Consider the following 3,997-nt stretch of genomic DNA (forward strand, 5'->3'; position numbering starts at 1 on the left):
ACGGGATCGGCGTATTTCACCATATTTGGAAGTCTTCTTCAGGATTTCCCTAGGCTCAAGAATACAACACGGGCATTCGCGATCCGTTGCTTCGCAGCCTCTACCTTAATGATTCGAAAGTCACGTGCTAGGGTCGCCGGGATTTTCGAGTCGCTTCCCACCCAGTCCTCCAACTCCAGTCCCATTGATGTCAGGATGAGTTGTGCTGTAGACCAGAATTGACCTTCCCAGTCTTTGTCCACCAAGCCGGAATATGCAGCCTGACCTGAATGGAGCTCGATATTTCTGCGTGAGGAGATATTCTCGCATGCTTTCGCATGCGGTGTCCCGAACTTCTCCACCGTGTGCTTCAAACGAGCGAACACCACGTGAGCACTGATGGTTTTGACCTTGCTATCTGTCTCAATACCACATGCCTCAAGAAGGCTGTTGGTATTGTCGGTTTCCACCACCAAGCACGGGTGTATGCCAGCTAACTGAGCCTTGCCAAGAAGTTCCAGTGCCAACGCAGCCCAGATCTGATAGACCTCGGAATCCTTCGATGCTTTAGCCTGCAGTGCCCGTGAGGCATAGAGTTGAGACTTCCCCAGCAGTGCCTCGGCTGAGATTGCTGGAGGTACTTCTTTGTGCGGCTTTTTCGTATCGCTCCCAGAGTTATGCATTGTTTATGTTCTCCATGACGGTCACCCTTAGGAGCTTGCGCTCAGCGCTTTCAATAGTAGCTGCCCGACGATGTAGGAAACGCCAGTTATCAAGCAGCAAAAACGTCCCGGCACACCACTCAATCGTGTGCTCGCCTTCGGGCTCCTTGTGCTCTATAGCGCGCATGATCTCCCGAGCGCCGACATCCATAGGTGTCATACAGCCGGGGTCATACCTGTAGTAGCGATCATCGGTGCCCCGGGCCGCAGCATAGAAACTGTTGCCACCACTGGTAACCCTGAACACTGATGAGCGAGCTACTGTTGAGTTCAACGGGGCGAAGTAGCGACCTTCGCAGATGAGCGTTTCAGCGGTCTGCTGATCCGCCTCCAAGCAGCCCATGATTAGATACCGAGGCGGCGTGCTCCAGTGAGCTCCGTCAGTGTGCCAAGGGAATTGGCACAAGCCGTAGCGGGTGCTGAGAGAGCGTGGGTTTGCCGCATATCTGTTGGTCGGAACCAGATGGTCAATTAATGGGCCCCTTCGTCGCGTAGCGCGGGGCTGTCCGAGGCTGTAGGCAATGGCCAGCGCAGCTTGCTCCATCCCCTCTATTCCAGCGAGTGGCAGCTGAAAGCTGGCCCAGCCGCTCGAGCTCAAATTCGATCTGGCATCTTCGATCAGCTCAAACACTTCATTTCCTTGATTGGAATCAGCTCAGCTGGCAACGTGACCAGAATTAACGTTAGTAGAATCTAACAAATGCTTCTAGGGGCGCACGTGCGCTGATAAGCGTATTTTCCATCTAAGTGGTGTGTGCGTAACGTCCCGTAGGATGCGTGTGGCATTCGCTGGCGCGGTAGCTTAGGGTGGTGACCTTTTTGGATATCAATGCCCTGCTCGGCGCCTGTATCGACGTGCCATCGGTGTACCGATCCAAAGGCATTTAGGGCCAATCACAGGGAGATGCGTCATGAGGGAGACATTTTCTAAGCGACACGGTTTCTCCAATACTGAAGAAGCAAACATCACAGTTAGGGAAGATGCGCCTTCGGACATGCGCAGCTTCTTCATACAGCTGTGCTACGACTGTGGGCTGACGCCAACAAGCTTGCGCGCCATGGTATGCAAGGCCTTAAAACGACAACCCAATCGGGACAACTGGTCTGACTATCCGAATGTCGCCAATGAGGTCGAAGATCTCCTAGACGAGTGCAAGTGGTTCAAAGTGTACGACATCATTGAACGCCTTCATGACTACTTCACCGAACAACGCTTCGACCGAGATGTGTACGATCACTTCGTGACGGAGCTCAACGACTACTTCATTGAGTTCGGTATTGGGTGGAAGCTAGTGGATGGTCGGTTCGAGACCCGTGGCCCAGAATCTTTTGAAGTGGTCGTCAAGAGTGCGAAGGAGACAGAGCAGCTCGCCGGCCACACGACCGCGAGCAACGAGTTGCATCAAGCAATCGCGGATTTGTCCCGTCGCCCGCATCCAGACCCCACCGGTGCCATCCAGCATGCCATGGCTTCGCTTGAATGCGTTGCCCGCCAGGTCACTGGTGACGTGAAAGCGAATCTCGGTGAAATCCTCAAGCGGCACAATACCCTCATCCCAGCTCCTTTGGATCAAGCGGTTGCCAGAGCCTGGGGTTATGCATCTGAGAATGGACGCCACCTGCGCGAAGGGCGCGAGCCTTCATACACCGAAGCTGAGCTGATCGTTGGCCTGTGTGCCTCGCTGAGCAACTATCTAATCAAAAAAACACAGAGCCAAACACTTGATGGAAGCTCGGAACCACTCTTTTGAATGAAGAAACTAAGGACAGTACATGGCCGTTCCATCTAACGTTAGACGCCAACTCAACACAACACTGCATCATGAGCTTGGACATTGGCTGGTAGCTCGACATTTCAATTTCAACGTTGGACAGGTTTCTGTTCGGTGCGATGGGCGTCAGCTTTTTGGGACGTCTCACATCGAACCCTACTCTCCAGTGCAGCTTAAAAGTGCCGAGAGCGTCTACGCACATGTGTTTAACCGCATGGTCGTTCTTTGCGCCGGAGTGGTAGCAGACATCGCTACGCGTGGCCCCAATGCTAGTCAGACAGTCATAGATAACGCATATACGAAAGGCGTAATGGATGCCACTGGTTTGAACGATCGTGGCAAAGTAGATGAGCTAATGTACATCTTGCTCAGCATCAAACATGAGCCTTCGTCAGATGCTGTTGTTATCAACGACCGGGCGCAGTTAGTCTTTGGTGAAGCCTATGGGCGAGCTTCGGAATTGATCAGTGAGTTCTTCCCGAAGATTGAAGAGATGGCGAAGCGGCTCATGAAAGGGCAAGAAAACTCGCTGATCCTCGAGTTTAAGTATGAAGAGCTTGTTCGAGCCGAAGAGAGAGCTATCGACGCCTTGCTTAAACGGAATGAACCGCTACCTGAGGTGTCGACGCAACCTTCGCCGGCATAATGGCCTGAAATGGCAACAGGGGGTTATGCTGAACTACGGGCGATCCTTTGTCTGCGCGAAGGCTGCAGCGAGGAGCCAAACCAAGTCTTGGAGCAGTTACGCGACGCTAGCTTAGCCGAGCCAGGCTGCCTCCAGTACCGAATTGCACAATCAAGCGTCCGATTCCCTACAGTTGTTGCAAATGCGATGGATCGACCCTGACGCGCTTCGACGATATGAATCAGCTCGTGCTTCTAGTCCGAGGTCGAGAGGGATTCATCCCTTTTGCGCAGCTGTCGAAATTCACCAGTAGCTTGGAATGAATATTCGCTATGACTATCGCGATCAGCAGTTCACCTTCATTTTGAGCGGTTCCAGGTGCAGCCTTACTCACACTCCCCAACGACCGTGAGACCCTGGACTAATGCGAGCACTGCAACTCGCCTGACAGTCGAGTCGGGACACTTGATGGCTGCGCGACGGAGCTGATCCTGTCGACCTATGATGCAAGACAGCTTGAGCGCGATGCTGACTTTGCTGCGTGCCCTTCCATGCTTGAAGGTCTGCCGCATTTCAATGCCAGGAAGTGGCATGCAGGCTTATATGACAATCGACCGAAAAGCCTTAAGCAGACGGTAAAGTCGATGGGACTGATTTGGCAAGGCACCCGTCACCGAAGGATCGACGATGCTAAAAATGTCGCTTCCATCGTACGGGAGATTCTTGGCTGATGGCGTGAGCCGGGCCTTGGCGCCCGAAGAGGCGATGCCTACATTATTAACAGCACCGCACTAGCGCAGTTGGATGGTGGGCAGCGCCATTTACTTTCGTTAAGTTATTCCGCTGAGGGTGTCAGAAATTTTGTGTTCGGGCATAACATGAGTAAGAGGTGCATATAT

General features: G+C 53.0%; 4 protein-coding genes. 2 read left to right on the forward strand and 2 right to left on the reverse strand.

The window, feature by feature from the left end; translation table 11 throughout:
• Nucleotides 1-38: 38 nt before the first annotated feature.
• Together ACW9H9_RS28280 and ACW9H9_RS28285 are read right to left on the reverse strand one after the other, a co-directional pair.
• Entirely contained in the window at nt 39-662 is a 624-nt protein-coding gene (locus ACW9H9_RS28280; RefSeq protein WP_457346654.1) for a hypothetical protein, read from the reverse strand.
• Nucleotides 655-1,332: a TauD/TfdA family dioxygenase gene (locus ACW9H9_RS28285; RefSeq protein WP_330758364.1), complete on the reverse strand. Its 678-nt coding sequence runs from the start codon at nt 1,330-1,332 to the stop codon at nt 655-657. Before ACW9H9_RS28285 ends, ACW9H9_RS28280 begins: the two co-directional genes overlap by 8 nt.
• Nucleotides 1,333-1,612: 280 nt before the next feature.
• Between ACW9H9_RS28285 and ACW9H9_RS28290 the strand changes: the two genes are divergently transcribed.
• Together ACW9H9_RS28290 and ACW9H9_RS28295 are read left to right on the forward strand one after the other, a co-directional pair.
• The gene (locus tag ACW9H9_RS28290; RefSeq protein WP_330758363.1) at nt 1,613-2,452 is read left to right on the forward strand and encodes an AbiJ-NTD4 domain-containing protein; all 840 of its coding nucleotides are present in this window, start codon (nt 1,613-1,615) and stop codon (nt 2,450-2,452) included.
• Nucleotides 2,453-2,474: 22 nt separating this feature from the next.
• The gene (locus ACW9H9_RS28295) at nt 2,475-3,119 is read left to right on the forward strand and encodes a hypothetical protein (RefSeq protein ID WP_457346653.1); all 645 of its coding nucleotides are present in this window, start codon (nt 2,475-2,477) and stop codon (nt 3,117-3,119) included.
• The last annotated feature ends 878 nt before the right edge of the window (nt 3,120-3,997 follow it).

This window comes from Pseudomonas sp. SDO5215_S409 (assembly GCF_054071325.1).

Coding starts and splice junctions, on each gene's coding strand:
- ACW9H9_RS28280 (WP_457346654.1), bottom strand. CDS start 662: ATGCATAACTCTGGGAGCGATACGAAAAAGCCGCACAAAGAAGTACCT.
- ACW9H9_RS28290 (WP_330758363.1), top strand. CDS start 1,613: ATGAGGGAGACATTTTCTAAGCGACACGGTTTCTCCAATACTGAAGAA.
- ACW9H9_RS28295 (WP_457346653.1), top strand. CDS start 2,475: ATGGCCGTTCCATCTAACGTTAGACGCCAACTCAACACAACACTGCAT.